The following is a 23,426-nucleotide window of genomic DNA, read 5'->3' on the forward strand; positions in this document are numbered from 1 at the left end:
GAATAGATTCAGCAGAGTTTGATTTTTCGGATGAATGCGAAAAATAAAGTGAATAAAATAAGTAGAAATTATGAGAAAAGTTATATATGTCATATCTCTTTTTGCTCTTCTTTTTGCGTTTTCAATGGAAGTCGACGCGAGTAACCGTAAAAAGAAAAAAGAGAAGAAAAATAAAGAGCAGGTAGAGGAATTGACTCCATACCAGAAATTATTTAAAGATAAGAAAGTAACTACCGTGAAAGGATTGATGACCGTACACCAGGTTGATAAAAAGGTGTACGTGGAATTTCCTCTTCGCTTGTTGGAGAAAGATATGTTATTGGCTTCCACTATAGACAAGATTACCGATAACGGCGAAGGTTCCGTGGGAGAATTTGTCGGAGGAGGTTTTACCCTGCGTTTTATCCGTCGGGATTCCGTTATTCAGGCACGGATGGCTGTTGAAACGGATTTTTTACCGGTAGCTCCTTCCAATAGCAGTAAAGATCCGGCTATAGAGAAAGCCTTGGAGCAATCCTCCTTACCGGGAGTCTTTGGTACGTATAAAATTGAGGCCTGGACTCCGGATAGTTCGGCCGTGGTTATCGAATTGACCCCTTTGTTTACGAAACATTCCATTTATACCAATCCGTTTCCTCCCTATGCACCGAATGCGATGTTCGGTTTTATCGGGCGGAGACATAAGTTGCAGGAGAACCGTACGCATTTGAAAGGGATTAAAGCCTATGACAGCAACATCGTGGTAAAATGCGAACAGGGATACGATGTGGATTATTTGGGATTTTTCGGTGGTTATCTGGCACAGGACGTGAAGATTTCGGTAATTAGTAACAAAATATTGATGTTATTGCCGGAAGAACCCATGATGCCTCGCCTTTCGGACTCCCGTATCGGTGTGAATTACGTGATGAGTAATGATTTTACCAGTCCTATGAAGGGATTGGAAAGGGTGTATTATACCAGTCGTTGGCGGATTCAGCCTTCCGATCCGGAGGCTTACAAAAGAGGCGAATTGGTGGAACCTACGAAACCGATTGTATTTTATATGGATACGATTATGCCTCAGGCATGGAAAAAATACATCAAAGCGGGATTGGAAGAGTGGAACGGAGCTTTTGAAAAAATCGGGTTTAAAAACGTAATAGAGGTTCGGGACTTCCCGAAAGACGATCCGGATTTTGATCCGCTTAATATTGAATATTCTGTGATTCGTTATGTTCCCGTCAATTGGTTTATGGCAATGAACCATAGGGTGGTGGATCCCCGTACGGGAGAAATTTTAAGTATGTCTATTTGTATTCCTGATAATTTTATCGGTGGTTTGTACGGAGAACGGGTTCTTTCCACGATGAATGCGGATCCTTCCGTGCGTCGGGCGAAGCTGACCGAAGAGCAGTTGGGGGAGATGATTCGTTTGGAGATGGCTTCTACCATGGGATTTAATCTCGGTTTAATATACAATTGTGCGGCCTCTGCCGTCTATCCTGTCGACTCTTTACGTTCGGCTTCGTTTACGCAAAAGTACGGGTTGAGTCCCTCCGTTATGGATATCGTTCCGAGTAATTATATCGCTCAACCGGGAGATGTCGAGAAGGGGGTAAGGATGACGAATAAAGGTATCGGCGAATACGATGAATATGCTATTAAATGGTTGTATAAACCGATAGAAGGAGCCCGGACCCCTCAAGACGAAAAGGTTACTTTGGACCGTTGGATCAAAGAGTCCAGGAATAATCCGAATTGCCGTTATCGTTTGTTTGAATATTACGGTGCTTTTGATCCTTCCGTGTTCCTTTCCGATTTGGGAGACGACCAGATTAAGGCCTTCGAGTATTTTCTTCAGAATATGAAAGGGGCGCTGGCTCATTTTTACGAGTGGTATAAAGAAGATGACAGAGATATGTCGAAACGGGCAGGTATTTATGAAGGTTTGTGTTCGAATTTAGGTGGAAATCAGCTGGTTCAATTATCCAGTTTTATAGGTGGAATCCGGATGATCGAGGCCAATGCGGATGAAGAGGTGAAGAAATACGAAATGCTTCCGAAAGAAGAACAACGGAAGATGGTTCACTATTTATTGAATTTCTCTAAAGATCTTTCCTGGCTGGAGGACCTGGATCTGATCCGTCAAATGGGACCGGGGCGCGGTTCTATGGTAGATGCTATGCATAGTACCGTTTTTGGTCTTCTCTATTCTAAAATGGGACGTTTGAAACTATGTGAAGCCAAGTTTGCGAATGCGTATACCTCGAATGAACTTTTAAGGGATATTTATCAATTCGTTTGGGAAGGGACTTTAAAGAATCGTACTTTGACAAAAGAGGAGATGAAATTACAAACTTCTTATTTGGCGATGGCATTGAAGAATTCGACTTTGGGCGAATCGGCTGCAACCTTGAAAACTTCAGGCGATAGGTTATTTACAACAAACCGGTTGGCCTGGAATACCAGTTTGAAAAACGAGATAAGGATGAAAGGAAATAGTCCTATTCATAAAAATAGATTCGAAATGGAAAATCCGGTCCGTGAAGTAGGGGCTTATTGGCTGCCTTGGTGGATTCGTGTTTCGGATTACCCGACTTCTCATGAATTTTATGCTATGGTTTTGCAGGTACAAGATTTATTGAAAAAGGCGAGCGTAAAAAGTTCGGGAGAGACAAGACAGCATTATGATTACTTACTCTATAAGATTAAGAAATCTTTAGAGAAGAAATAGTTAACGGGTAAAATGTTTAAATAAATGAACAAATGAGAAGCAGAATAATATATTTATTGGTAATTGTTTTGTTACTGCCTTGTATGGCGCATGCTCGGAAGAAAAAGGAGAATCCGAAAGAGGCAGTAACGGAAAGAAAAGACAACCGTTACGAGGAACTATTCAGAGATAAGGCCTGCGAAACGGTGAAAGGCTTGCTTACCTTGCATAAGGTAGACGGCAAGATCTATTTTGAAATTCCCACGAAATTGATGAATCGGGAAATGTTATTGGGATCCACGATTTCGGGAACCACGGACAATATGTTCGGTAGTATAGGAGAACGCCCTTCAGATCCTTTGTTGGTAACCTTTACTCAGAAAGATTCGACTTTGGTCAGCTTGGGGTTGATTCAGACGACTTACATGACCCAGAATGAAACATTGAAGGAGCGTATGAACCGGGGAAATATTCCGGCAGTCATTAAAAATTTCGAAATTAAGGCTTATACTCCGGATAGTACGGCAGTTGTTGTCGATATGACGGATTTTTTATTGAGCGATAACGAGACGTTACCCTCTTTTTCTCCTTGGTCTCCGATCTTGTCCATGATGTGGGGGAGCCCTCTGAATAAGAATTTTATGCGGGAAGAGTCTCAGGTATTGAAGATGAAAGCTTTCGAGGATAATGTAACGGTTCAATCCCAATTGGCATTCCGTTTATCTGCTGAAACTTCGTATTTCCGTTATTGTTCGGACAAACCGGTGACGCAGATCATGACCCGTAATTTTATTCTTTTGCCGGAGATACCCGCACGTCCCCGTTATGCAGATCCGCGTATAGGCGTATTCTACCAGGGAATGTATGAAATGGGAGATCCGAAAAAAGGGATAGATGTTTTGTATTATGCCACCCGTTGGAGATTGGAGCCTACCGATGAGGAAGCTTACCGGAGGGGCGAGTTGGTGGAACCTAAGAAGCCGATTGTTTTTTACGTGGATAATGCCTTTCCCGATCAGTGGAAAAAATACATCAAAGAAGGTATATGCGAATGGAATGCCGCTTTTGAGAAAATAGGGTTTAAGAATGTAATGCGTGCGGAAGATTTTCCGACAAACGATCCTGATTTTGATCCGGATAACCTGAAATATTCATGTATCCGTTACTCTCCTTCCATTGTTGCGAATGCCATGGGACCCTCCTGGACGGACCCTCGTACGGGAGAGATTTTAAATGCTTCCGTGTACGTGTATCATAATTTGGTGGAGCTGGTTCAGGATTGGCGTTTTTTACAGACTGCCGCCGCAGATCCCTCCGTCAGAAAAATCCGGTTGGATGACAAGGATTTCGGTGACTGTTTGCGTTATGTATTGGCTCACGAGGTCGGACATACGTTGGGTTTGATGCATAATATGTCTGCTTCGGCGGCTATTCCGACGGACTCTTTGCGTTCTCCGTCGTTCACGCGGAAATACGGAACAACCTATTCCATTATGGATTATGCCCGTAATAACTATGTGGCCCAGCCTGGAGATGCCGCTCGCGGCGTGAAAATGACACCCCCTCGTTTGGGATTGTATGATTATTATGTTATCGAATGGTTGTATAAGCCCCTGCTGGATATAGGGTCTGCCAGAGAAGAGATTCCCGTTTTGGATCAGTTTATTACGGAGAGGTCTGACAATCCTGTTTATCGTTACGGAAAACAACAATTCAGAGAGTATTACGATCCCCGTGCCATGGAAGAAGATTTAGGGGATGATCCCGTGAAGTCCGCCACTTATGGAGTGAAAAACTTAAAATATGTGTTGGAACATATGGATGAATGGGTAAAGGATGAGGATAAGGATTATAAGTTCCGTAAGAATATGTTGAATGAAGCACGTTATCAGTTTGCCCGTTATTTGAACCATGTGATGTGTAATTTGGGCGGTCTTTATTTGAACGAAAGATATGAAAACGATAAGGTCCCGGCTTACGGTGTGGTATCCCGGGAAAGACAAAAGAATGCCTTGCGTTTTGTATTGGAGCAGACCCGGGATCTTTCCTGGTTGGATGATATGAAGGGATTGCCTTTGGGACGGGAAGTTGCGGAAGAGTTTCAAAAAGACATACTTCGCGGTCTTCTTATGATTATCCATAAGGTTGCGATGACACAAACCTTTTCCGACGAAAAGAAACCTTTCAGTAGAGAAGAGTATTTGAGCGATCTGTATGATTTTGTAATGACTCCGACCTTGCAAGGGAAGAAACTCACGAAGGGTGAACAGAGTCTGCAAAAAGGTTTGTTAGCGGCATTGCTGGAGGCATCCGGTGCGCAGAAAAAAGACATGGGGATGAAACCTTTCGAGTGGAATCTGAAAACGCCGTTTGTACGGGTGCCGGAAAGCGTGAGAGCTTTGAGCCGGGAGAAATACGGGGAGATCGGTGAGGATGTGATGGGACGTTTCACGAACAGAAGAACATGGGGTGAACAACGGAATATGCAGCACCCGGCAGAGGTTTCCGGATTTGGAGATCCTTTCTTCCTCTTTAAAACTTTTCCGATGGAACCGGATAATTACACTTTGTTACGGAAAATGTATTCCGCTTTTAAGGGTAAACAAAACGTAGGGACGCCTGAGATGCAACAATACTATAAATTAATGGTTCGTCAGATGGATAATATTTTCAATGATTGAGATATAAAATAGAAAATTATGAAAAAGATCATATACATATTGTTTCTTTTTACTCTTGTGTTTGGCGTGTGTGATGCCTCTGCCGGGGAACGAAGGAAGAAGAAAGAAGATAAAAAGAAGAAAGAGTTGACTGCCTATCAAAAATTGTTCGATGGTAAGCAGGTTCAAACGGCTCGCGGTTTAATGACCCTTCATAAGGTCGGCGATAAGGTTTACGTGGAATTTCCGGTGCGCCTGTTGAATAAGGAGATGTTGTTTACCTCTTCCGTGGAAAGAATCAGCGATTGCGGAGAGAGTGCCGTGGGAGAGTTTTCCGGTCCCGGAGTACCTTTGAAATTTACCCGTATGGATTCTGTCCTTCAGGCCAGGTTACTGCTTATGAATCCTTTAAGAAACATGACGGACGATTTAGGTGTCAACGAAGCCTTTAATCGCTCGGCCATGCCCGGAGTATACGGGAGTTACAAGATCGAAGCGTGGACTCCGGATAGCAGTGCCGTAGTGGTGGATATGACCTCATTGTTTATGTCTCACAGTATTTATACGACACCCTTTACCGACTATGCCGGAAATTCATTTTTTGGTCTTTCCGTACGGGATCATAAATTTCAGGAAGATCGTAATTTTTTGAAAGGGGTAAAGGCTTATCCGACAAATGTTGCGGTGACTTGCGAGATGGGATACGATGTGGATATTTACTTCTTCGGTATGTTCCTTATAGAAAAAGATATGAAGGTATCTATCGAGGCCAATCGGATATTGATGCTTTTACCGGAAGAGAAGATGTTGCCTCGTCTGGCGGATTACCGCGTAAATGTGGAATATAACCGGGAAAGCGGTTTCGAATCTCCCCTGAAGGGTGTGAAATCGGTATATTTCACGAATCGATGGCGTTTGGAACCTTCCGATCCGGAAGCTTACCGGGAAGGAAAAACGGTGGAACCTAAAAAACCCATTGTTTTTTATATCGATACGTTAATACCGGAGTCGATAAAGCCCTACGTGATAGCCGGTGTTAAGGAGTGGAATGCTGCATTCGAGAAAATCGGTTTTAAAAATGCGATTCAAGTGAAAGATTGTCCGAAGGGTGATCCTGATTTCGATATGGCAGACGTGAGTCATTCTACCATTTTGTATGCTCCGATTAAGATGTATGATGTAAAATCTCAGAGGTATTGCGATCCGCGTACGGGAGAGATTATATCGGCTTCTATTCTTATCCCGGTGGGATATGATCCTACTTATGAATTGAAAATGAATACGATGGCTGTTAACCCTCAAATCCGTAACAATCATATTCCGGTGGAAGTTTATGGAGATGTGATTAAATCGGATGTGGCCAGAGAGATGGGTGTCTGTTTAGGATTTACTGATAATTTCATGGCCTCTTCTGTCTATCCGGTAGATTCTTTACGTTCCGCAACATTTACCCGGGCCCACGGATTGACGCCTTCCGTTATGGATCTCGTGGCTTGTAACTATATCGCACAACCCGGAGATATGGAAAAGGGCGTCCGTATGTTTTCCAAGGGGATTGGCGAGTTTGATTATTTTACCGTTAAATGGTTGTACCAACCAATAGAAGGGACAGTGAAACCGCAGGATGAAACAGAGGTTTTAAACCGGTGGATTATCGAAGCTAAAAAAGAACTCAATTATAGGTACAGTCCCATGATATGGAGTTTCTACCGTTTGTTGGGAGATCCTCGCCGGAACAGGGGCGATTTGGGAGACGATCCGATGAAATCTCTCGAATACAAGATCAACAATATTAAATATGCCATGAAACATTTCAGAGAGTGGTTCAAAGAAGATGATAAGGATTTGCGTATAAGGACTTCCCTTCATTCCTCTTTTTCCAATCTGTTATCGAATGAAATGAATAACTTATTGGGATACGTGGGTGGAATATACCTGAATGAGGTTACTGCGGACGAGGATATGCCGACTTTTACCGTTGTACCCAAGGAGCGTCAACAAGAGATCGTACGTTATGTTTTGGATATGTCTAAAACGTTCGGATGGATGGATGATAAAGAGTATACAAAAGAGACCGGATTGGGGTACGCGAGAGTTCCTTCTCGGGAGATGCAGTTAGCCGTTATCGGTAGCTTACTCGGTAAGGTCGGCGATCTGAAATTATGTGCTGAAAAATCGGGCGATGCTTATACTCCGGATGAATTTTTGGATGACCTGTATGCCTATATTTGGGAGGGGACGTTGAAAAAACGTGCGTTGACGGAGGATGAACGATTTTTGCAAAGGAGTTTTGTAGGTGTGGTTATGGCTTCTTCCGCCGTTGCTGAATCTCCGGCTTCTTTTGAAAAGGAACAACAGAGATTCCCTTTTGTGGCCGGGAAGAACTTGGTTTACTGGAAACCGGATATGAGAGAATTCAATCGAATGGAGCAAAAGTGGAGGAACGATTATTTGCCGTCGCAACGTAGCGGTTATCAAGGATATGTCGCAACAGCGAAAGGATACAATGCGGCTCCGGAATATTATTCCATGTTGGTAAGGATCCAAAAATTATTGCAAGGGGCTGTTCTTTCCAGTAGCGGCGATACGAAAGCCCATTACGAGTACTTGTTGTATCGGATTCGTAAAGCCATGTCTAAGAAATAAACAATAAGTAATAAAGTTAAAAAAGATATATCATGAAAAACAACACGATTATTATACTGTTAGTTGTTTTGTTGATGCCATTCCTTGCAGAGGCTCAGAAAAAGAAAGGGAAGAAGGGGAAAGGGGAAGTAGAGCAAGAGGTAAAAGCACCTGAGAAGGAATCGGCTTATGACAAACTTTTTAAAGATAAAGCTCACGAGAGTGCGAAAGGGTTGATGACGGTTCATAAAATAGACGGTAAAGTTTATTTTGAGATACCTTTGAATTTGTTGGGTAAAGAGATGCTGATCGGATCTGCGATTGCCGAGAATTCGAGCAGTTTGTTCGGGGCGGTGGGAGAAAAACCGCATGAGCCTCTTCACGTTGTGTTTACTCGTACGGATTCTTTATTGAACTTACGTGAGGCAAACTCCTTGCATACGACGGATAACGAACGGATGCGTCAAAACGTGGAGTTGAGTGCTATTCAGGCTGTTATTAAGAATTTTGAAATAAAAGCCTATTCTCCGGATAGTACGGCCGTGGTCATCGATATGACGGATTTTTTGACTAACGAAAATGAGAAGTTGGATCCTTTTTCTCCATGGATGCCGATTTTAATGGAGTATTGGAGAGATGCCAGATTGGAAAAAGAGTTTCAGCAGGCACATACCCAGATCGGAAAAATCAGTGCGTTTGAAAATAACGTGAACGTGCAGACCTCTTTTACTTATACCGTGAGTATTAATGCCGATAACTGGTACTGGCTTTATAAAATGCCCTACACGGCAACCATGAGCCGGACGTTCCTTTTATTGCCGGAAAAGCCGATGCGTTCCCGGATAGCCGATCCCCGGATTGGAATATTCTTCGGAGGTAAGTATTTGTATAGTGATAAGGAGAGAGGAGTAGAGGTGGTTTATGATGCCAATCGTTGGCGTTTGGAACCGAAAGATGTGGAGGCTTATAAACGGGGTGAGCTGGTTGAACCGATAAAGCCCATTGTTTTCTATGTGGACGATAATTTCCCTGCGGCGTGGAAGGAATATGTAAAGGCTGGTGTCGAGGTGTGGCAGGCGGCTTTCGAAAAGATCGGTTTTAAAAATGCGATTATTGCCAAGGATTTTCCTAAAGACGATCCCGATTTCGATCCGGAGAATCTGAATTACTCTTGTGTACGTTATTCTCCTTCCTCTGTTGCCAACGCCATGGGGCCTTCTTGGACAGATCCGAGAAGCGGAGAGATCCTGCAAGCTAACGTATCGGTGTATCATAACCTCATCCAATTGGTACAGGATTGGCGTTTCTTGCAGACGTCTCCGGCGGATCCTTCTGTTCGTAAGATACAATTGGACGACGCTACAGTTGGAGATTGTATTCGTTACGTGATTGCTCATGAGATAGGCCATTGTTTAGGATTAATGCATAACATGGCAGCTTCGGCGGCTATCCCGACGGATTCTTTGCGTTCCCCGTCATTCACGCGGAAGTACGGCACGACTTATTCTATTATGGATTATGCCCGTAACAATTACGTGGCTCAACCGGGAGATGCTGCTCGTGGTGTGAAGATGACACCCCCTAATTTGGGATTATATGATTATTATGCCATCAAATGGTTGTATACGTTTCTTCCGGATGCCCAAACGTCTAAGGATGAGCTTCCGACATTGGAACGTTGGATTTCCGATAAATCGGGAGACCCGATTTATCGTTATGGAAAACAACAAATTTGGGCACACTATGATCCGAGTTCGTTCGAGGAGGATTTGGGAGACGACGCAATCAAATCAGCGACTTACGGTGTGAAAAATCTTAAATATGTACTGGCTCATTTAAACGAGTGGACGGCCGGGGAGGATTTGGATTACTCTTTCCGTGAAAGGATGTATAACGAGATCGTATACCAGTATGTACGTTACCTGAATCATGTGGCAGCCAATATCGGAGGAATTTATTTGAATGAAAGTTATCAGGGAGATAAACGTCCGAATTACGCTTTTGTTCCGCGCGAGAAACAAAAACGGGCATTGAGATTTTTGTTAAATCAGATAAAGGATGCCGGATGGTTGGAGAATCCTGATTTTCAAAAAGAGATGCCTTTGATGGGAAATATTTCCAGGGAGTTGGAAGATAAAATTATGAGCGGGATTTTAGGACGATTGGGGGCTGTCTCTTATTGTGCGGAGAAGGCTCCTGCCAATCAGGTATACACGTCTTCAGACTATTTAAACGATTTGTATGATTTTATTTTTACGCCTACCAAACAAGGAAAAACCTTGTCTAACGTCGAAAAGAAAATGCAATTGGCTCTTTTGAGTCAGGTGATCGGCGGTGCCAACGTGGAAAAAGATGCCAAGGGAGGAAAAGGCCGGGTACGTATGATCGTGGAAGTTCCCGAGAGCGTTAGGGCCAAAAGTCTGAAATATTACGGGCAGGTGATGGGAAATAGGGGGCCGGCGGATAAGCAGGGATTCAGCTATTACGTGGATATTCAGATGGGTAACGCAGATATGGCTCCTTACTATTACGATTTAATGAAAAAGACGTTGAATCTGTTGAAAAACCAGGCGATGACCGGTTCTTCAGACACTCGGCTTCATTATAAATTACTGATCCATAAATTGGAACAGGCTCTAAATTAATGTTTCTTCTCCGGTTTCTCTTTGTCGTCATTCTGTTCTCCATGAATGACGACAAAGGAAACCCGATGAAAGGATGTTCAATAACTAAAATTTAATAATTGTATGGAAGAATCGATCGTAAAAGTTGAAAATCTATCCCATCGCTACACGGTTCAGTGGGCTATCCGGGATATTAATTTTGAAATCAACACTAATGGTATATATGGTCTTCTCGGATCCAACGGGGCCGGGAAGTCGACCACGATGAATATCATGTGTGGCGTTTTAAAACAGACGGAGGGAGATGTTTATATAAAGGGGGTCAGTATGCGAGAAAATCCCGTAGAGGCTAAGAAACATTTGGGTTTTTTACCGCAAAAACCGCCTTTGCATATGGATATGACGGTAGAGGAGTACTTAACCCATTGTGCCAATATGCGTTTAATGCCATCTAAGGAAGTGAAAGACGCTGTAAAAGATGCTATGGGACGTTGCGGTATTTCTCATTTTAATAAGCGTTTGGTACGTAACCTTTCCGGGGGATACCAACAACGATTGGGAATAGCGCAGGCTATCATTCATAATCCGGAATTTGTAGTGTTGGACGAACCGACGAACGGGTTGGATCCGAACCAGATCGTGGAAGTGCGTCATTTGATCAAAGAGATTGCAGAGGAACGTACTGTCATCCTTTCGACACATATCTTGCCGGAGGTTCAGGCTACCTGTGATTATATCCGTATGATTGAGGAGGGTAGATTGGTTTTTGCCGGGACGGTAGACGAGTTCGATAATTATATCATACCGAATACCATATTTGTTTCGTTGATCGCTCCGCCTGCCGTGGATGAATTGGCTAAGGTTCCGGGAGTAGTTAACGTGGAGGAGTTGGGAGGAACGAAATTCAGGTTACAATTTTCCGATAACCAGGATGTTATCGAACGTGTGGTAGAGACAAGTGTGGCCAGAGGATGGAGGTTGAATGATATACATCTGGAAAAGAGCTCATTAGATGCCGTATTTGCCGAATTATCCAAAAAGTAAGAGACGATGAAGACCATATATAAATTGGCGTTGGCAGAATTACAAACGTTATTCTACTCACCGGTAGCCTGGTTGATTCTGATTATTTTTACTTTTCAGGCAGGAATGGTCTATACCAATCTTTTCGGAGGCTTGGTACGTGCCCAATCATTAGGTTATCCTGTGTACAATGTTACTGCGGAAACTTATTTTCCATTTTTCAGAGCCATGCAACAATATCTCTATTTTTACATTCCCTTGTTGACCATGGGGATCATGAGTAGAGAGTTGGGGAGCGGTTCGATTAAATTATTGTATTCTTCACCGGTTACCAATACTCAGATCATATTGGGAAAATATCTTTCCCTTATGCTTTACTGTTTCGTGTTGATAGGTGTTTTGATCGTATTTGTCTTTTTTGGCGTATGTACGATTAAAATGGTGGATATTCCATATATGCTCAGCGGTCTTTTAGGACTCTATCTGTTGTTGTGCGCTTACGCGGCTATCGGGCTTTTTATGTCCAGTATAACTTCGTATCAAGTGGTTGCCGCTATGGGAACTTTGGCAGTTCTTGCCGTATTGAGCTATGTAAAAGGAATGTGGCAAGGCATAGAGTTTGTAAAAGATATTACATTTTGGTTATCCATAGACGGACGGGCGGATGAATTTATCGGCGGGTTGATATGTAGTGAGGATTTTCTCTATTTTGTCATTGTGATCGCAATGTTTTTAATGTTGTGTATCCTGCGTTTGCAAGCCAGAAGACAAAGGATATCTTGGATCGTCCGTTGGGGGAAATACCTGGGTGTTGTCGGTATTGCCATGTTGTTGGGATACCTCTCTTCCCGTCCCGTGTTTATGAGTTATTACGATGCTTCCCGGACAAAATTCAATACACTGACGCCCAATAGTCAGGAAATTGTCAAAAAATTGGACGGGGGATTGACGATTACTACTTTTACCAATATTTTGGATAATGATTTTTACAGTACTTTACCCGAAAATGTTAATTGGGATAAGGAGGTTTTCAAACAATACGTGCGTTTTAAGCCGGAGATAAAGATGAAGTATGTTTATTTCTATGCCGATGCTCAAAACAAAGAGTTGGATAAGATGTACCCGAATATGACGGATAAGGAGAGAGCCCGGAAAATGATAGAGTGTTGGGGTATCGATTCCACGATCGTACTTCCTCCGGAAGAGATAAAGAAAATTATCGACTTGGAAGCGGAGAAAAACCACTCTGTTCGTTTGGTGGAACGGGAGAACGGACAACGGATCTTCTTGCGTTTTTACGAGGGATTTGATCGGAACCCGCGTGAAGGGGAGATTTCGGCTGCCTTCAAACGTCTGATCATGAAATTGCCCATTGTCGGTTTTTTGCAAGGACACGGGGAACGTGATCCGAAAAAGGAGGGAGATAGGGATTATAATCGTTTTTCTCAGGATAAGTGGTTCCGTTATGCTTTGATCAATCAAGGTTTTGATGTTGCGGAGGTAACTTTGGATAAAGATATTGCTCCGGATATAGAGATACTGGTGATAGCCGAGATGAAATCAGCGCTGACTCCGGAGGAGAGAATGAGATTGGACGCTTATATCGAAAGGGGAGGAAATTTATTGATTTTAGGGGAGCCGAGACGTAGGGATATTATGAATCAGATTGTGGAACCCCTGGGAGTAAAATTTTTACCTGGGGTTTTGGTGAAGCCTACGGAGAATTTTCAGGCGGATTTGATCATTACGACTCCGACAAAAGAGGCGGGAGAACTCTCTTATCCTTTCCAGACGATCATCGATTATGAAGGGTGTGTAACGTTTCCGGGAAGTTCGGCCTTGGCTTACGCGGCGGATAAGGGATATAGCGTGACTCCTCTTTTCATGAGCGATACGGCGGGGAGCTGGAATGAATTGCAGACGACCGATTTTATCGATGACGTCGCTACCTTGAATCTTTTGGAAGGAGAGAAAGAGGAGAGCTTGCCGATAGCCTTGGCTTTGTCTCGAAAAGTGGGAGAAAAGGAGCAAAGAATTATCATTTTCGGTGATGCCGATTGTATCAGTAACGGCGAGTTGGGTATGCAACGGAAAGATGTTTGGGCGATGAATTTCAATATCCTTACGGGTTCTTTCTTCTGGTTATCGCATGAGGAAGTTCCTATTGATATGCGACGCCCGACTCCTCCCGATAATGCCGTTTATGTCGGTGAAATCGGGATGTCAGTTGCGAAAATCGGATTTTTGGGAGTTTTTCCTGCCATTTTAATATTCTTCGCTCTGTTTATTTGGATACGTAGACGGGGAAGATGATACCGTAGGTGTTTTTGTATAAAAGTTTCCGGGAAAGTGCGTGATCCCGGAACTTATTAGAGCTTCGGTTGTTGTGAGATATAAAATAAAATTATTAATTAAAACAAAGTTGATGAAGACAATCTATAAATTAGCGATAGCAGAATTGCAGACCCTCTTCTATTCGCCTGTGGCTTGGTTGATTCTGATTATATACACGTTTCAGGCAAGCATGATGTTTACTGAAAGTATATCCGATATGGTACAAAGTGTCTCTTTGGGTTATCCTTTGAGATCTGTAACAGGAAGAGCTTTCGGGTATATGTTATGGCAAATGACGGAGTACCTTTATCTTTATATTCCGTTGTTAACCATGGGATTGATGAGTCGTGAATTGGGGAGCGGCTCTATTAAATTATTGTATTCTTCGCCCGTGACCAACGCTCAAATTATTTTGGGAAAATTTCTTTCCATGATGATTTACGCCTTGGTTTTAATCGGTGTTTTATTCTTGTTCTTCCTTTATGGTGTGTTTACCATTAAGGATATGGAGATCGGAACCCTTTTGACCCAGTTCCTGGGAATTTATCTGTTAATCTGTGCTTACGCGGCTATCGGACTCTTTATGTCCAGTATAACTTCCTATCAGGTCGTTGCGGCAATGGGAACCTTGGCTATATTGGCTGTTTTGAACATGGTGGGAAATTTATGGCAGGATATTGATTTTGTAAGGGATATTACCTATTGGTTGTCCATGAGAGGACGCGTCGGTACTTTCCTGAGGGGAATGATATGCAGTGAAGATTTTCTCTATTTCGTCATTGTAATAGCCATGTTCTTAATGCTCTGTATTTTGCGTTTGCAAGCACGGAGACAAAAGATTTCTTTCTGCGTTCGTTGGGGCAAATATGTAGGAGTGGTTTGTATCGCTATGTTACTGGGGTATTTTTCTTCTCGTCCGGTATTGATGGGGTATTATGATGCTACCTCCACCAAAAGTAATACCTTGACACCCAATAGTCAGGATATCGTGAAGCGTTTGAATGGCGGTTTGACGATCACGACTTACGTCAATCTGTTGGATGAGGATTACCGTTTCGGTCTGCCTCGAATGATGAATATGAACCGGGGACATTTTGAGGATTACGTGCGTTTTAAACCGGAGATCAAAATCAAATACGTCTATTATTACGATAAAGCGGAAAACAAACATCTGGACGAGCGTTATCCGAATTTGAGCGATAAGGAACGGGCAAAGAAATTATGTGAGATCTGGGATTTGGATTCCAATATGTTTTTACCGCCGGAAAAGATTCGGGAAATGGTGGATTTGCAACCGGAAGGGAATCGGTTCGTGCGTTTGATAGAGCGTGAAAGCGGAGAAAAGACGTTTTTGCGTGTTTATGACGATATGCGGAAATTCCCGGGAGAGAGTGAAATTACGGCGGCGTTGAAGCGACTGGTAATGGACCTTCCGACAGTCGGCTTTTTGACAGGACACGGGGAGAGGGATATCAATAAGGAGGGAGACCGGGACTATAAACGTTTTGCCCAAGATAAAAAATTCCGTTATGCTTTGATCAATCAAGGTTTTGATGCCAAAGAGGTTACGTTGGATCAGGATATTCCGGACGATGTACGTATTTTGGTTATAGCCGAAATGAAACAGGCGCTTACTCCGGAAGAAAAGGCCAGGTTGGATGCGTACGTCGCGAGAGGAGGAGATTTGTTGATCATCTCCGAACCCAAACGTCGGGAGTTTATGAATCCGATAGTTGAACCGTTTGGCGTTCAGATTTTACCGGGAGTATTGGTGAAAAAAAGCGAGAATTTCCAGCCCGATTTGATTATGGTAACTCCGACACAGGCAGCTTGTGAGCTATGTTATCATTTCGACGGGATTCGGAGATGGGAAGGGTGTGTGACCATGCCCAGTAGTAGTGCTTTGGCGTACACGGGAGATAAAGGATACACGGTTACGCCTCTTTTCATGAGCGATACCGTGGGAAGCTGGAATGAGTTGCAGACCACCGATTTTATCGATGATATTCCTACGATAGATGAAAAAACGGGAGAGACGGAACAAGCTTATCCTACGGCTCTTGCTCTTTCAAGAAAAATAGGAGACAAAGAGCAGCGTATTATCATTCTGGGAGATGCCGATTGTATCAGTAACGGAGAGGTTAGTATGAGCAGGAAAGACGTGAGAGCCATGAATTACTCTGTCATCATCGGTTCTTTCTATTGGTTGTCTCATGAAGAGGTGCCGATCGACATTCGCCGTCCGAGCACGACGGATACCGAATTGTACGTGAGTGAGGCCGGTGCTATTGCCACGAAGATCGGTTTTATGGGTGTGTTGACCGCCTTCCTGATCTTTATGGCCCTCTTTATCTGGATCCGTAGGAGGGGAAGATAAAAGTTAAATCGTGCCGAAGATAATTTCGGTTTTGAGGAAATGATGAAAAATGGAATAGAACCGGAGTTCATTTTTCGGCACGTTTTGTTTTATAGATAATTTAGTGTTGGATAGGATGATTTGTTGTTTTCAAATCATCCTATTTTTTATTTACATCCATTTATCCCAATCTTTCCATACCGGTTCGTAGCCTTGTGCTTTGATGGCTTCCACCATCTCCTGAGGCGTACGGTTGTCGTTGATGGCAAATTGTTCCAACTCCTTATGGGGGACGACATACCCTCCCGGTTCGGTACTCGATCCGGCACTCATGGAGGTCGCACCGAGGTGCATGACATGGTCTCTGAATGCTCTGCTTTCTCGGGTAGATATGGATATTTCCGCTTCTTGATCCAACAGGCGATAGGCACATATTAATTGGACCATCTCCCTGTCATTGATCGGATCGTTGGGTGTAAAAGCTCCTGCATGTGGGCGCAGGCGGGGAAGAGAGATGGAATACTTGGTTCGCCAATAGGTTTTTTCCAAGTATTTCAAGTGTAATGCCGTGAAAAACGAATCGGTTCGCCAGTCTTCCAATCCGAGTAAAGCTCCTATTCCCATTTTTTGAACTCCGGCTCTACATACCCGATCGGGAGTTTCCAGACGATACCGATAATTGGCTTTTCGACCCTTAGGATGATACAGAGGGTATTGTTTCTCGTTGTAAGTTTCTTGGTATACGCATACGAAACTGAGTCCGGCTTCGGCTAAACGGGCGTATTCAGCTTCTTCTAAAGGTTGTACTTCCAAGGCTATCTGTGAAAACTTATCCCGGATGGAACGGATTACTTGTTCGTAATAATCCGCATCGGTTTTGGCGGGAGCTTCTCCCGATACGAGTAAGATATGTTTAAATCCCCATCGGGTGATTACTTGAGTTTCTGCTTCCACCTCTTCTAATGTTAACATCTTACGATGAAGTTCGTTATCGTGATTGAATCCGCAATAAACACAGAAATTGGTACAGTAGTTGGAAACATAAAGGGGAATATAGAGTTGGATCGTATTTCCGAAACGGGCCAATGTCAGTCGATTGGCTTCCTGTGCCATATCTTCCAGTAACGGAGCGGCTGCAGGAGAGATGAGAGCCATAAAATCGTCCAAGGTTCGGTGCGGGTTGTTGATGGCGTCAATGGCATCGTTTTTCGACTTGTCCATGATGTTTTTTTTCACATCTTCCCAGTCGTAGGTTTGTAGGGTATCATAAAAAGACATAATTGATGCTGTAATTTAGTGATTCTGGCAAACGTTTATAGATTCAGGAATTCGGTCAGCGGGGAACTGGCTTGTGCGTGTCGGTATTGTTTGGCTAACTTGGCTTCGAATGCCATCCGACCGGCTTCCACCGCTAATTTAAAAGCCCGACCCATCCCTACCGGGTCGGGAGAGACGGCAATCGCCGTATTTACCAATACGGCCGCTGCACCCATCTCCATGGCTGCCGCCGCGTGGGAAGGAGCTCCGATTCCGGCATCCACGATCACCGGAATATTACTTTGTTCGATGATAATCTCCAACAGATCTTTCGTGACTAATCCTTTGTTCGTACCGATAGGAGCGCCCAAAGGCATAACAGTGGCTGCTCCGGCCTCCTCTAAGTGTTTGCAGAGTACAGGATCGGCTTGAATGTAAGGAAGAACGACAAAGCCTAATTTTGCCAGTTCTTCGGTTGCTTTTAAGGTTTCGATGGGGTCCGGTAACAGGTATTTGGGATCCGGATGGATCTCTAATTTCAACCAGTTCGTTCCCAAAGCCTCCCGGGCAAGTCGGGCGGCGAAAACAGCTTCTTTGGCCGTTCGAACCCCTGATGTGTTCGGTAAAAGTGTGATATGGGGAGCTTTTAAATGAATTAAGATATCGTCCTCTTTTTCTGACATATCCACTCTTTTAAGAGCAACCGTTACCAATTGGGACTCGGATGCTTTAATGGCCTCTTCCATTAAAGCATTGGACGAGAATTTACCGGTGCCGGTAAATAATCGTGAAGTAAACACTTTATCAGCTATTTTAAGTGGTTCCATGCTGCTAAATTTTATTGATTATAAGATTTATGATTTCTTCTGTTTTACTTGTTAGATTCTCACTGTTTTTGATGAGAGAGGAGAGAGCTATTCCGGATATACCCGTGGAAAATAAAGGAGAAATATCTTTTTCTTTGATTCCTCCGATAGCGTATACCGGAATGTTTATTCCTGTTTTTCGACAAGATTCCATGATGTTTCGATACCCCTCCAATCCCAGAACAGGACTTAATTTTTTCTTGGTTGTAGTATAGGTAAACGGCCCTAAACCGATGTAATCAATCCGTTGAACGGAGCGGGTCATTATATCTTTCAACGTGTTGCACGTGGCACCGATTATTTTATCGTTTCCCAGTAACTTGCGGGCCTCGAGTGGGTTCATATCTTCCTTGCCCAGATGTACCCCGTCCGCATCTAATTCCAAAGCTATATCGACCCGGTCGTTGATAATGAAAAGGGCGTTGTATTTCTGGCAAATGGCCTTTACTTCTGCCCCGGTTTTTAGGCATTCGGATCGATCGGTTTCTTTCATCCGCAATTGTATCCAGCGTATTCCTCCTTTACATGCGGCTTCGACCTGCTCCGGGATACTCATCCCCTCTTTGAAGTCGGTGATGTATTGTAACGGAAGTCGGTGTAGGTCGGTTTTAAACAGGGGAGAATACCGTGAAGGGTGTACTCCTAAACGGGTATCGTTGGATTGAATGAAATCGGAGACATATAGTTGTCCTTCCCGGCAGGCTACCGGTAAGGAGTAGCCTTGTGCCAATCGGGAAGCGATAACGGCCGAAAGAACACATCCCGTACCGTGCTTATCGTGTTTGTTACGGGAAACGGAACCCGAGTATTCATGCGTCGCCGTTATCAACCGATCGGTAGGGTATTCTTCCCGGTTATGACCGCCTTTCCATAAGATGTTTGTCCGTAAGGAGTGACAAACAGTTTGCAATCGGGTGATATTCTCGTTATAGTTTTCAGCCGGAAGAGAGAATAATTTACTTAATTCTTCCGCATTGGGGGTAATTAAGTAAATTTTTCGCAAAATACTCATCAATTTTTTGCGGTCGTCATGTCGGTGGAATTCGAATCCGGCGCTGGCTTTTAGTATGGGATCCCAAATTATTTTTGTCCGGGGAAGTTTTTGCTTCAAGTAAGCGACGATCTGATCCAAAAGAGTAAAATCTTTAATCAGTCCGATTTTGATAACCCGGGGTGAGAATTCTTGCAGAATGATATCGCATTGTCGGGTAATCTCCTCGAATGTCAACCATCGGGTTTCAAGGTATTCGTTTTGATTCTGAAATGTTATAGCTGTACAGATTCCCAGTCCGTATACCCCGCAATTTTCAAACGTTTTGATATCGGAACTGATTCCGGCTCCGGAACTGGGATCGAATCCTGCTATACTTAGTACCGGAGTGGGGAATAATTTCAGGAAGCGAGAAATGGCTTCTTCGGGTTTATTCCATATATAGCCCAATAGGGCTACGCCTGCGAAACCCATTTTGCGGCAGGATGAAACGCGATCCGCATCGACTCCTCCTAAAGCTATGATCTGTTTGTCCGTGGAGTTTAGGAAGCTTTTTAAAGTATCCGGATCAAACTTTGACCGATAACCGTATTTCGAAATACTGTCGAATATGGGACTTAAGAAGAGGTAGTCGGTGTGAAACGGTATGCGGTCTATTTCTTCCACGGTATGGCAGGAAACACTAACGTGGTGATACGCGTTTTTCTCTTTCCATTGAGCGACTTGTTCGTATTTTAAGTGAACACCTTTTAGCCCGTATGTTTTTACCAGGCCGAAATGGTCATGAATGACGATTCTGTTCCGAAACGCGGGAATAATTTTTTGGATGAAATTTTCGTAATCCTTGCGGCTTCCTCCCGGTTTTCTCAGGTGTAACAGATGTAATCCGTTTTCAAAGAGTCTGTTTATTATCGATTCTTCGTGGGGAATAAATTCGGGAGGAGTTATAACAATAATCATAGAGTTTTCCTTAGGGAAGGAGAGATACACATGATTGATATCTCTCCTTCGTTCATGTTATTGATTTATTTTCTTTCTTAATTTTTCGCTTGCCCTCATGGAACAAAAATGTTCTCCGCACATGGAGCAGAAATGAGCCTCTTTATGACCTTCGGCCGGTAATGTTTCGTCGTGAAAACGTAAAGCTTTCTCCGAATCTAAGGCTAAATGAAACTGGTCTTTCCAACGGAATTCGAAACGAGCCTTGCTCATGGCATAATCCCGCCAGTAAGCGGCGGGATGTCCTTTGGCTAAGTCAGCCGCGTGAGCGGCTAATTTGAACGTGATAACACCTTCCTTGACATCGTCCCGATTGGGTAAACCGAGGTGTTCTTTTTGTGTCACGTAACAGAGCATGGAAGTTCCGTACCAGCCGATCATGGCTCCGCCGATAGCGGACGTAATATGATCGTATCCCGGGGCAATATCCGTCACGAGGGGACCGAGAGTGTAAAAAGGAGCTTCGTTGCAATAGTCCAGCTCTAATTCCATGTTTTCTCGAATTTTTTGCATAGGAACGTGTCCCGGGCCTTCGATAAGTACTTGTACGTCGTGCTTCCAGGCAATTTTTGCCAGTTCACCGAGTGTTTTTAATTCGGCAATCTGTGCCTCGTCGTTGGAATCCGCTATACATCCCGGACGGAGTCCGTCTCCGATGGATATACCCACATCGTATTTAGCCAGAATCTCGCATATATCTTCGAAATGGTCATATAGGAAACTTTCTTGTTTGTGGGTGGTACACCAATGTGCCATAATCGCTCCTCCCCGGGAAACGATTCCCGTAAGACGCTTTAGGGTAAGCGGTACATGATGCCACCTTAAGCCGGCATGGATTGTAAAGTAATCGACTCCCTGTTCGGCTTGTTCTATCAGGGTATCGCGGTATATTTCCCAATTTAGCTCTTCCACTTTTCCCCGTACTTTTTCCAAAGCTTGATACAAGGGTACGGTCCCCACGGGAACCGGGGAGTTCCGGATGATCCATTCCCTGGTTTCATGAATGTTTTTGCCGGTGGAGAGATCCATGATCGTGTCGGCCCCCCAACGGAAAGCCCATACGGCTTTTTCAACCTCTTCCGAAATGGTCGATGTGATCGGAGAATTTCCAATATTGGCATTGATCTTGACAAGGAAATTGCGACCGATGATCATCGGTTCGCTCTCCGGGTGATTGATGTTGGCCGGGATGACGGCTCTGCCTGCCGCTACTTCCTGCCGAACAAATTCCGGCGTGATGTATGCCGGAACGTGAGCCCCTAAAGGTTCTCCTTTCTCTCTTTTATAGTTTTCCCGGATTTGGTCTACCTGTTGATTTTCCCGGATGGCAATAAACTCCATTTCCGGAGTGATGATTCCTTTCTTGGCATAATACATTTGCGTTACGCCCTGACCGGGCTTAGCTACTCGCGGATGCGTATTCACGTGTTCGAAACGAAGGTGATTCAGCGAGGGGTCGTTTTGCCTCATTTGTCCGTATTCGGAGCTTAATCCTTCTAATTGTACGGTATCGTTTCTTTCTCTGAGCCATCGTTCCCTGATTTTGGGGAGACCTTTATTCAGGTCGACCTTGTAGGCGGGGTCCGTATAGGGTCCGGAGGTATCGTACACGACAACCGGTTCGTTTTCTACTTTTTGGCCATCCAAATCTATGGTCGGGGAGAGATTGATTCTGCGCATGGGTACTTCAATATCGAATATCTCTCCTTTCACGTAAAATTTTTCAGATCCTGGCAGCGGACCGCAGGAAACTTCCATTTCTTTTTCCATAATATGATTTTGATTTGATGATTTTTCTGTTTTGGTCGATCCAAGGATATTCTCAGCCGCCTTGTACGGCTTTGATGATGATGATCTTATTTCCGTCTTGTAGTTTCGTATTTTCCCATTCGGTTTTGGGAATAACGGTAAAGTCAATGGCAACGGCAATATTTTCGAAGGGAATACCGTTGTTGCTCAATACCTCTTTTAAGGTGTTTTCCGGAGAACAATGTGTTGCTTTGTCGTTGATGAAAATTTGCATAACCTCGTTGTTTTTGTTCGGTTGAACGTGAGTTCCGACCGGTTTTTTATTAATCAAAATTCAAAAAGGGAATGCACTCTACCTACGCCGGCATTACCCGGATCAGGTTATAGGGTATGATCTCAGCCCGTTGTATTGATCTGTGTTTACAGATAGAAATGAAATTATCTCATTTCTTAGGCACCCCTTGTTGAAAAATGTCAAGACAAAGCTAAGCATAATTTTATTAAAAAAGCAAGGAAAGGAATATTTAACGAAAGAATTATTCAGAGAGGATACCTCCGGATAATTTTCGTATTTTTGTATATCTGAAAAACGAGAAAGATGGAAATAATTTGAATATGAAAAAAGTGATTTACCTGGCTTTGTTTTGGTCTCTGTTGATCGTGTTTGGAGCGGGCGGCTGCCAATCTCCCGGTAAGATTCAAACGCTTAGCGGCGTCGTTTTTGATGCTTCGATGAATAATATTATCGTGATTACGACGAAAGGCGATACGGTCGATATCAGTACGATGGATACAGATCCTGCCAAAGTTCCCGGCGTACTGATTGATGATTCCGTCAAGATCTCTTACCGGAAAGAACGAATGGGTAACGGGACTGTTTTAAAAGCTCGGCAACTTATCGTGACCGTACATTCGCCTTACTATTACATTCAGGGAACCTGGCTCGAACCGAATCCGATAGATGCTGATGATCAACAGGGGTTTACGTTGAATCAGGACGGGACCGCATCCACTGTCGGTATGGCTACCTTAGAAATAAGGAATTGGGAGCTGAACGATGGAGTGTTGATATTGGGATACAAGAGTGTAGGTAACGGACAGACAATCGAAGGACAAGATACGTTGAATATTGTAAAACTAAATGCAGATTCGTTGGTTTTGTCAAGGGATAACGCAATATGCTGGCGTTTAGCTCGTCGAAAATAAAATGATCAATTTTAACGCTTCTAAACCGGAAATGTCGTTAA

The 23,426-nt window shown here is 43.6% G+C and carries 13 protein-coding genes and 1 riboswitch; of the genes, 8 read left to right on the plus strand and 5 right to left on the minus strand.

Annotation, left to right across the window (positions count from 1 at the left end; translation table 11 throughout):
- The first annotated feature begins 70 nt into the window (after positions 1-70).
- The 7 genes from BN3283_RS03875 to BN3283_RS03905 all read left to right on the plus strand — a co-directional run bounded on the left by BN3283_RS03875 (position 71) and on the right by BN3283_RS03905 (position 16,338).
- Positions 71-2,716 carry a zinc-dependent metalloprotease gene (locus BN3283_RS03875; RefSeq protein ID WP_059025702.1) on the plus strand — a complete coding sequence of 882 codons (2,646 nt, stop codon included), beginning with the start codon at positions 71-73 and terminating at the stop codon, positions 2,714-2,716.
- 32 nt (positions 2,717-2,748) lie between these two features.
- Positions 2,749-5,376 carry a zinc-dependent metalloprotease gene (locus BN3283_RS03880; protein WP_059025703.1) on the plus strand — a complete coding sequence of 876 codons (2,628 nt, stop codon included), beginning with the start codon at positions 2,749-2,751 and terminating at the stop codon, positions 5,374-5,376.
- Positions 5,377-5,394: 18 nt separating this feature from the next.
- A complete protein-coding gene (locus BN3283_RS03885; RefSeq protein WP_059025704.1) occupies positions 5,395-8,001 on the plus strand; it encodes a zinc-dependent metalloprotease in 2,607 nt (868 codons plus the stop codon).
- A gap of 32 nt (positions 8,002-8,033) precedes the next feature.
- Positions 8,034-10,625, plus strand: a complete 2,592-nt coding sequence (locus BN3283_RS03890) for a zinc-dependent metalloprotease (protein WP_082667062.1) — start codon at positions 8,034-8,036, stop codon at positions 10,623-10,625.
- A 102-nt stretch (positions 10,626-10,727) separates the two neighbouring features.
- Positions 10,728-11,648 (plus strand): ABC transporter ATP-binding protein, encoded by a 921-nt coding sequence (locus BN3283_RS03895; protein ID WP_059025705.1) that lies wholly within the window; start codon positions 10,728-10,730, stop codon positions 11,646-11,648.
- A 6-nt stretch (positions 11,649-11,654) separates the two neighbouring features.
- Positions 11,655-13,940: a Gldg family protein gene (locus BN3283_RS03900; protein WP_041505419.1), complete on the plus strand. Its 2,286-nt coding sequence runs from the start codon at positions 11,655-11,657 to the stop codon at positions 13,938-13,940.
- A gap of 112 nt (positions 13,941-14,052) precedes the next feature.
- Positions 14,053-16,338, plus strand: a complete 2,286-nt coding sequence (locus BN3283_RS03905; protein ID WP_059025706.1) for a Gldg family protein — start codon at positions 14,053-14,055, stop codon at positions 16,336-16,338.
- 150 nt (positions 16,339-16,488) lie between these two features.
- Here the strand turns inward: BN3283_RS03905 and thiH are convergent, their stop codons facing one another.
- The 5 genes from thiH to thiS are packed head-to-tail and all read right to left on the minus strand — an operon-like array spanning position 16,489 to position 22,453.
- The gene (gene thiH, locus BN3283_RS03910) at positions 16,489-17,595 is read right to left on the minus strand and encodes a 2-iminoacetate synthase ThiH (protein WP_059025707.1); all 1,107 of its coding nucleotides are present in this window, start codon (positions 17,593-17,595) and stop codon (positions 16,489-16,491) included.
- Between the two features lie 35 nt (positions 17,596-17,630).
- The gene (locus BN3283_RS03915) at positions 17,631-18,401 is read right to left on the minus strand and encodes a thiazole synthase (RefSeq protein WP_059025708.1); all 771 of its coding nucleotides are present in this window, start codon (positions 18,399-18,401) and stop codon (positions 17,631-17,633) included.
- A gap of 4 nt (positions 18,402-18,405) precedes the next feature.
- Positions 18,406-20,391 carry a thiamine phosphate synthase gene (locus tag BN3283_RS14260; RefSeq protein WP_082667063.1) on the minus strand — a complete coding sequence of 662 codons (1,986 nt, stop codon included), beginning with the start codon at positions 20,389-20,391 and terminating at the stop codon, positions 18,406-18,408.
- Between the two features lie 57 nt (positions 20,392-20,448).
- The gene (gene thiC, locus BN3283_RS03925; protein WP_147625533.1) at positions 20,449-22,200 is read right to left on the minus strand and encodes a phosphomethylpyrimidine synthase ThiC; all 1,752 of its coding nucleotides are present in this window, start codon (positions 22,198-22,200) and stop codon (positions 20,449-20,451) included.
- A 52-nt stretch (positions 22,201-22,252) separates the two neighbouring features.
- Positions 22,253-22,453 carry a sulfur carrier protein ThiS gene (gene thiS, locus BN3283_RS03930; RefSeq protein ID WP_041502030.1) on the minus strand — a complete coding sequence of 67 codons (201 nt, stop codon included), beginning with the start codon at positions 22,451-22,453 and terminating at the stop codon, positions 22,253-22,255.
- A 62-nt stretch (positions 22,454-22,515) separates the two neighbouring features.
- Positions 22,516-22,651: riboswitch (TPP riboswitch) on the minus strand.
- 143 nt (positions 22,652-22,794) lie between these two features.
- Between thiS and BN3283_RS03935 the strand changes: the two genes are divergently transcribed.
- Positions 22,795-23,385 (plus strand): lipocalin-like domain-containing protein, encoded by a 591-nt coding sequence (locus tag BN3283_RS03935; protein WP_059025709.1) that lies wholly within the window; start codon positions 22,795-22,797, stop codon positions 23,383-23,385.
- Positions 23,386-23,426: the final 41 nt, after the last annotated feature.

It is taken from the genome of Gabonibacter massiliensis (genome assembly GCA_001487125.1).
GTDB classification, from domain to species: Bacteria; Bacteroidota; Bacteroidia; order Bacteroidales; family Marinifilaceae; genus Gabonibacter; species Gabonibacter massiliensis.

Excerpts from the sequence above, each read along its gene's own strand:
- BN3283_RS03900 (WP_041505419.1), top strand. The coding sequence starts at position 11,655 with ATGAAGACCATATATAAATTGGCGTTGGCAGAATTACAAACGTTATTC.
- thiH (WP_059025707.1), bottom strand. The coding sequence starts at position 17,595 with ATGTCTTTTTATGATACCCTACAAACCTACGACTGGGAAGATGTGAAA.
- BN3283_RS03935 (WP_059025709.1), top strand. The coding sequence starts at position 22,795 with ATGAAAAAAGTGATTTACCTGGCTTTGTTTTGGTCTCTGTTGATCGTG.
- thiS (WP_041502030.1), bottom strand. The coding sequence starts at position 22,453 with ATGCAAATTTTCATCAACGACAAAGCAACACATTGTTCTCCGGAAAAC.
- BN3283_RS03880 (WP_059025703.1), top strand. The coding sequence starts at position 2,749 with ATGAGAAGCAGAATAATATATTTATTGGTAATTGTTTTGTTACTGCCT.
- BN3283_RS03905 (WP_059025706.1), top strand. The coding sequence starts at position 14,053 with ATGAAGACAATCTATAAATTAGCGATAGCAGAATTGCAGACCCTCTTC.
- BN3283_RS03895 (WP_059025705.1), top strand. The coding sequence starts at position 10,728 with ATGGAAGAATCGATCGTAAAAGTTGAAAATCTATCCCATCGCTACACG.
- BN3283_RS03890 (WP_082667062.1), top strand. The coding sequence starts at position 8,034 with ATGAAAAACAACACGATTATTATACTGTTAGTTGTTTTGTTGATGCCA.
- BN3283_RS14260 (WP_082667063.1), bottom strand. The coding sequence starts at position 20,391 with ATGATTATTGTTATAACTCCTCCCGAATTTATTCCCCACGAAGAATCG.
- BN3283_RS03915 (WP_059025708.1), bottom strand. The coding sequence starts at position 18,401 with ATGGAACCACTTAAAATAGCTGATAAAGTGTTTACTTCACGATTATTT.
- BN3283_RS03875 (WP_059025702.1), top strand. The coding sequence starts at position 71 with ATGAGAAAAGTTATATATGTCATATCTCTTTTTGCTCTTCTTTTTGCG.
- thiC (WP_147625533.1), bottom strand. The coding sequence starts at position 22,200 with ATGGAAAAAGAAATGGAAGTTTCCTGCGGTCCGCTGCCAGGATCTGAA.
- BN3283_RS03885 (WP_059025704.1), top strand. The coding sequence starts at position 5,395 with ATGAAAAAGATCATATACATATTGTTTCTTTTTACTCTTGTGTTTGGC.